At 40.2% G+C, this 6162-nt stretch carries 6 protein-coding genes; 5 read left to right on the forward strand and 1 reads right to left on the reverse strand.

Annotated elements, in window-relative coordinates; all coding sequences use genetic code 11:
- The first annotated feature begins 6 nt into the window (after positions 1-6).
- From recG to J2Z32_RS05595, 5 genes are all read left to right on the forward strand, one after another.
- A complete protein-coding gene (recG, locus tag J2Z32_RS05575; protein WP_210088170.1) occupies positions 7-2052 on the forward strand; it encodes an ATP-dependent DNA helicase RecG in 2046 nt (681 codons plus the stop codon).
- Between the two features lie 96 nt (positions 2053-2148).
- Complete coding sequence (locus J2Z32_RS05580; protein WP_210088171.1) at positions 2149-2463, forward strand: stage VI sporulation protein F; 315 nt, start codon at positions 2149-2151, stop codon at positions 2461-2463.
- A 114-nt stretch (positions 2464-2577) separates the two neighbouring features.
- Positions 2578-3327, forward strand: coding sequence for a type I methionyl aminopeptidase (gene map, locus J2Z32_RS05585; RefSeq protein ID WP_210088172.1), 750 nt, complete (start codon positions 2578-2580; stop codon positions 3325-3327).
- 72 nt (positions 3328-3399) lie between these two features.
- Positions 3400-3903, forward strand: coding sequence for a Crp/Fnr family transcriptional regulator (locus tag J2Z32_RS05590; RefSeq protein WP_210088173.1), 504 nt, complete (start codon positions 3400-3402; stop codon positions 3901-3903).
- Between the two features lie 297 nt (positions 3904-4200).
- Positions 4201-4857 carry a YitT family protein gene (locus J2Z32_RS05595; protein WP_245251211.1) on the forward strand — a complete coding sequence of 219 codons (657 nt, stop codon included), beginning with the start codon at positions 4201-4203 and terminating at the stop codon, positions 4855-4857.
- A gap of 49 nt (positions 4858-4906) precedes the next feature.
- Here the strand turns inward: J2Z32_RS05595 and msrA are convergent, their stop codons facing one another.
- Positions 4907-5884, reverse strand: coding sequence for a peptide-methionine (S)-S-oxide reductase MsrA (gene msrA, locus J2Z32_RS05600; RefSeq protein ID WP_210088174.1), 978 nt, complete (start codon positions 5882-5884; stop codon positions 4907-4909).
- Positions 5885-6162: the final 278 nt, after the last annotated feature.

Consider the following 6162-nt stretch of genomic DNA (forward strand, 5'->3'; position numbering starts at 1 on the left):
ATTGATATGGACATCATGACAATTCCGGTACGACAAGTTCGTGGCGTGAGCGCTCTGAAAGAGTCAGAGCTTCACGCCTTTGGCATTTCTACAGTTAGTGATTTACTAGAGTATTTTCCATTCCGTTATGAGGATTATCGTCTGCGATCGTTAAGTGAAGTGAAGCATGGTGATAAAATAACCGTTCAGGCCAAAGTAAGTGGCATCCCGGTGCTTCAGCGTTATGGAGGGAAATCTAGATTAACCTGTAAAATGATCACTGAAGAATGGATGCTGACGGCGACATGGTTTAACCGGCATTTTCTGAAAGATGAGCTAACTGTTGGACGAGAGGTAATTTTAACTGGCAAATGGGATCAAAGACGGAGTCAATTGACCGTTTCTGAATCAGAGTTCGTGGATAAAGGGGTTAATCGAAGTGGGACCGTACAACCTGTATATTCAATTAGTGGCAAGCTGACACAAAACTGGATAAGAAAAACGATCAAGCAAGCTTTAATGCAATACGGAGAACTAATTCCAGAAATATTACCTCCAGCACTTTTAACTAAAAATAATTTAATGGCTAGACGTAAAGCAATTCAAGAAATTCATGTCCCTACAGATGTTATGCTTGGACAAGCTGCAAGGCATCGCTTAGTGTACGAAGAGCTGTTTATGTTTCAGTTAAAGCTACAGGCATATCGGGCCATGAATCATGAACGCAAGGATGGTGTCTTACATCAGGTAGACAACGCGACGATTCGAGAATTTGTAAGAAGCTTACCCTTTGAGCTCACAGATGCTCAAAAGAAGGTTGAGTTGGAAATATTACATGATATGCGTTCCACTTTTTGCATGAATCGTTTATTGCAAGGAGATGTTGGTTCGGGTAAAACCGTAATTGCTGCTATTGCTTTATTTGCTGCTGTTAAAGCAGGACATCAAGGGGCATTTATGGTTCCAACTGAAATCCTAGCTGAACAACATGTGAGATCGTTAACAAAGCTATTTGAGCCATTTGGTATTTCCGTGGCCTTATTGACAGGTGGGGTAACGGGGAAACGCCGCAAGGAAGTATTAGCTTCCCTACAGATGGGTTTAACGGATATTGTAGTAGGTACACATGCCTTAATTCAAGAAGAGGTGTTTTTTCGTTCGCTTAGCCTAGTTGTTACGGATGAACAACACCGATTTGGTGTAAACCAACGGAGTATCTTGCGTCGTAAAGGCTTTAATCCAGATGTATTAACAATGACGGCTACCCCAATCCCACGTACACTTGCAATTACTGCTTTTGGGGATATGGATGTGTCCACTTTATCAGAACGTCCAAAAGGAAGAATACCCATTTCTACCTACTGGGTGAAGCATGATTTAATGGATCGGGTACTGGGATTTATTTCCAGTGAAGTGAAGCAAGGTAGACAAGCTTACGTCATCACTCCGCTAATTGAGGAATCTGAAAAGCTAGATGTGCAAAATGCAATTGATATCTATGTCTCTATGAGTCAGGCTTTCCCAGATTTTAAAGTAGGTCTACTACATGGAAGAATGAGCTCTTCTGAAAAAGATGAAGTGATGCTCCAGTTTTATAATAATGAGGTGCATATTTTAGTTTCTACTACAGTGGTTGAGGTCGGGGTGGATGTACCTAATGCTACCTTAATGGTCATTATGGATGCGGATCGATTTGGCTTGTCACAGCTTCATCAGCTTCGTGGTCGGGTTGGCCGTGGTGAGCATGCCTCGTTTTGTGTACTCATTGCGGATCCTAAGTCCGAAATTGGCCGTGAGCGTATGACTGTCATGACAGAAACCGATGATGGATTTGAGGTGGCTCGCAGGGATCTTGAACTGCGCGGCCCTGGTGATTTTTTTGGGACTAAGCAAAGTGGGATGCCTGATTTTAAACTTGCAGATATGGTTAGCGATTTTGAAGTTTTAGAGCAAGCAAGAGATGATGCGACTCAGTTAGTAAGGGATGAGGCGTTTTGGACCTCACCGACGTATTCACCACTTCATCGCTATTTACAACGACAGCAGATTTTGGACGGAGAGCTATTGGATTGATAAGTATCATAATACAGTAAAATGGAACATCTTCATTTTAGTTGTCACGATGGACAGCCTACATATCATATAGATAAACAAGGGCTTAAATTGTGAATGGAGTGGAGGTGTACTTTAGTTTTGGGAAATTATCATCAATACGGAATTAGTCCGCAACTTGTTGAAAGAGTAAAGACCAAAATGAAAAACCCTGCTGTAAAGGAAAGAATTAAAAAGCTTGTTGATGGTTTAACAAAAAGTGATTTGCAGGATCGAGCTAAAGTAAGAAGGTTAGTTAAATCAGCTACGTCAATTTTGAATGAGCGACTAGGCAGCGCGCAGGAAGAACAAATTGTCCAGTTTGTTATCGATCAAAAGATTGACCCTAAAAATACATTTCATCTGATTAAATTGTGGGGAATGTTTCGTTAATTAATTACTGGCAATAACGAATAATGGCTGTTAGTAATAATAACTGTGCTTACGACGTTCTTTAGGCTGAGACCTTAGGAACGTCGTCATTTTTATCAAAAAGGAGTCTTAATTATGATCGTACTTAAATCGAAGGAAGAAATAGAACAAATGAAATTAGCGAGCCAGATTGTAGCCGATTGTCACCGAGAGATAGCTAAAATGGTCAAACCGGGAATAACTACAATTGAAATTAATGAGATGGTAACCGCACATATTACGAAGCTTGGTGGCAAGCAGTTTACAAAAGGTTATCATGGTTTTCCAGCAGAGACTTGTGCTTCGGTTAACGATGTTGTTGCACATGGCTTCCCGTCATCCACACCGTTACGTAATGGAGATATTGTTAAGATGGATTTAGTGGTGGAGGCAAATGGATGGTTTGGCGACTCAGCGTGGTGTTATGCTGTAGGTGAAATTAGCGCTGAAGCGGCTCGTTTAATGCAAGTTACTAAGGAATGCTTATATCTTGGAATTGAACAAGCTGTGCCAGGTAATCGACTAGGTGACATTACCTCCGTCATTCAAAAACACGCTGAGTCACATGGCTATGCTGTTGTGCGTGATTTGTTGGCTCATGGCATTGGTAGAAGTCTACACGAAGAGCCTAATTTTGAACATGTAGGAAGGGCTGGGAAGGGATTGCTCTTGAAGGAAGGGATGGTTTTAACGATTGAACCGATGATTAATGAAGGTACATATCGAATTAAAATTGATCAGGATGGTTGGACAGCCAGAACGGCGGATGGTAAATTGTCTGCACAATACGAGCATACGGTAGCGATTACTGCGGAGGGTCCCTTAGTTCTAACGGCACAATCTTAATTGGGAAGAGAACTTCCATTTCTTTTTTGATATAATAGATGAAATAAGTGTGAAGAGGATGGAGGATTGGAGATGATTTTGCACAAGGGTGAAGTTTTATTTCATCAGGGAGATGAATCAAAATACTTATATCATGTAAACAGCGGCTTGTTCAAAGTCACAAGACTACATGAGAATGGAAATATCGTTTTATTTAACATCTTATATCCAGGAGAAACAGTCCCACATCATTCTCTAATCTCACCAAAGGAAATACATGGTACTGCGATTGCACTCGTGACAAGCGAGGTTGAAGTGATTAAGGCGGCAGATTGGTACCGTGAGCTTGAGGAGGACCCTCGTAGACCTCTAGAGGTTGCAAGGCTACTTCAAGAGAAAGTAAGGTTCATGCAGGAGCGTCTAGATCATCTAACTGTAGGTTCGCCTGCCGAGCGCCTAGAGCTGTTATCCAAATGGTTAGCTCGTCATGTAAACGGGACACCATTAACTGATTATATGACACAGGAAGAAATTGGTCAGCTTATTGGAGTTAGACGTGAAACGGTGAATAGATTACTGCGTTCTCATCCGCTATAATCCAAATTTTACTTTAGTGGTGTGTCATGATTTGAAATATGGTATAATAATATATAAAGAAATGAAACCAATAAAGAAAGGATCAGGATACCATGTGTCCCCGAAGGACGAATCCCCAAAGGACGATTTGGAAACGTTGTGATCTCTCTTATACTTAGCTTCTCTCGTAGGTATGTCGGTATAGGCCAACAAAACTACGAAAGAAGAGTGTAATTATGCGAAGGACGAAGTCCTTTGGAACCTTCTTAGTATTTTGTTGGCGAAGGGTCAACAAAACTACGATAAGAGGGATTCCAAATGAGGAAACTAGTAAAGTCGCAATTTGACAGTTCGCAATTTGTCATGATGTTGTTCGGATGTTTTTTATTAGCTTTTACGTATTACCATATTAATTTTCAGAATGGCTTATCAGAAGGTAGCTTTGTAGGTATTGCATTATTAGGCAAATATTTATTTGACCTGCCACCTGCATTAACAATGTTAGTGCTTGATATTCCGATTTTTATTTTGGCTGTTTTTCTGAAGGGTAGAAAGTTTATCGTCAACTCCTTGTTGGCATCCCTGTTATTCACAATGTTTTATGAGTTGTGTGAAACCTTTTCTCCTTTTACGTTAAACCTCCAGCACAATTTACCACTAGTTGCGCTATTATCAGGACTTTTATCTGGTATAGGTGTAGGTGTTGTGCTTAGATCGGGTTCTGCCACTGGTGGCGATGAGATTATGGCACTGATTATTAGTCAGTGGTCTGGAATTAAAATTGGAAGTGTGTTTATGCTGATGGATGCACTTGTGCTAACAATATCATTAATTTATCTTCCATTTGCACAAACCATGTATACGATTATGGCAGTTATTATTTCAGGTCAAGTGATTACGTGGGTTGTAAATTTTGGAGTACCAAAGCAAAGACATATTCCTTATCATATGAAAAAGAAAACGGCTCGGGCTTAATTCGCCTGAATCGTTTTCTTTTTTTACGTGTTAGCATTTGAGGCAGGGACTACACCTGCTTTTTCTCAAACAACGTTAAATATTCCCCATAGCCTTCCTTCTCCATATCGGCTTTTGGCACAAACCTTAATGCAGCAGAATTAATACAATAACGAAGCCCTGTTGGACCTGGTCCATCATCAAACACATGTCCTAGGTGGGAATCACCTTCTTTACTACGGACTTCAGTTCTAATCATAAAATGACTTGAGTCCATTTTTTCTTTAATATGATATTGACGAATTGGGCGAGTGAAGCTTGGCCAACCACAGCCAGCATCATATTTATCTAACGAACAAAACAAAGGTTCGCCCGAAACGATATCAACGTATATTCCATCTCCAGTATGATCCCAGTACTCTCCTGTAAATGGACGTTCTGTCGCATTATTTTGTGTGACCTCATATTGAATTGGGGTCAGTTTTTGCCGTAATTGTTCCTTATCTTGAACCCCTGTCCAATGATTTTCGATGAAATCCTCGCGACCTGAGCCTTTACGATAACGTTTATAGTGTGAAGGATTTTTATGATGATAATTTTGATGATACTCCTCCGCTGGATAAAACTCTCTTGCTGGAATAATTTCAGTAACTATCGGCGAATCAAATCTACCGCTTTGAGCTAATTCTAATTTTGATAACTCTGCTTGTTTATGTTGCTCTTCATTGTGGTAAAATATCGCAGTTCGATATGATGTTCCTCTGTCATGAAATTGTCCACCCTCATCGGTAGGATCGATTTGCTGCCAAAATAATTCAAGCAGCTTTGTATATGGAAAAATGGCAGGGTCAAATTTAATCTGAACTGCCTCGTAATGCCCTGTTGTATTTGAGCATACTTCCTCATAGGTAGGGTTTTTGGTATGACCCCCTGTGTAGCCTGACACAATACCATGAATACCTGGAAGCTCCTCAAAGGGTGATACCATACACCAAAAGCATCCTCCAGCAAAGGTAGCTAATTCGGTTTGTGTTAAAGGTTGACTCATTACAATTCCCCTCCTTTTTTGTTCAACTATTATATCAAATTTAAAATAAAAGCCCAAATTTAGGCTCTCTTCATAAATCAGAACTTGACAGCGACTAGAGGTGGTAGCTACGATCCAGAGAGTTCTTGCGATTGTTGTTAAAATCAACTTCCTTTTATTGAAGGTATATTTATGGGTGGAATTTGATTTTAAGAGCATTCCTGTATTCCCTTAAATTTGGTCTTTGAAATAAAACGAGCACTCCCTTAAGATAATGGTGTCTACCAAAACAACAATTA

The organism is Paenibacillus turicensis, assembly GCF_017873435.1.
Taxonomy (GTDB): domain Bacteria; phylum Bacillota; class Bacilli; order Paenibacillales; family Paenibacillaceae; genus Fontibacillus; species Fontibacillus turicensis.

Excerpts from the sequence above, each read along its gene's own strand:
- recG (WP_210088170.1), top strand. The coding sequence starts at position 7 with ATGGACATCATGACAATTCCGGTACGACAAGTTCGTGGCGTGAGCGCT.
- J2Z32_RS05580 (WP_210088171.1), top strand. The coding sequence starts at position 2,149 with ATGGAGTGGAGGTGTACTTTAGTTTTGGGAAATTATCATCAATACGGA.
- map (WP_210088172.1), top strand. The coding sequence starts at position 2,578 with ATGATCGTACTTAAATCGAAGGAAGAAATAGAACAAATGAAATTAGCG.
- J2Z32_RS05590 (WP_210088173.1), top strand. The coding sequence starts at position 3,400 with ATGATTTTGCACAAGGGTGAAGTTTTATTTCATCAGGGAGATGAATCA.
- J2Z32_RS05595 (WP_245251211.1), top strand. The coding sequence starts at position 4,201 with ATGAGGAAACTAGTAAAGTCGCAATTTGACAGTTCGCAATTTGTCATG.
- msrA (WP_210088174.1), bottom strand. The coding sequence starts at position 5,884 with ATGAGTCAACCTTTAACACAAACCGAATTAGCTACCTTTGCTGGAGGA.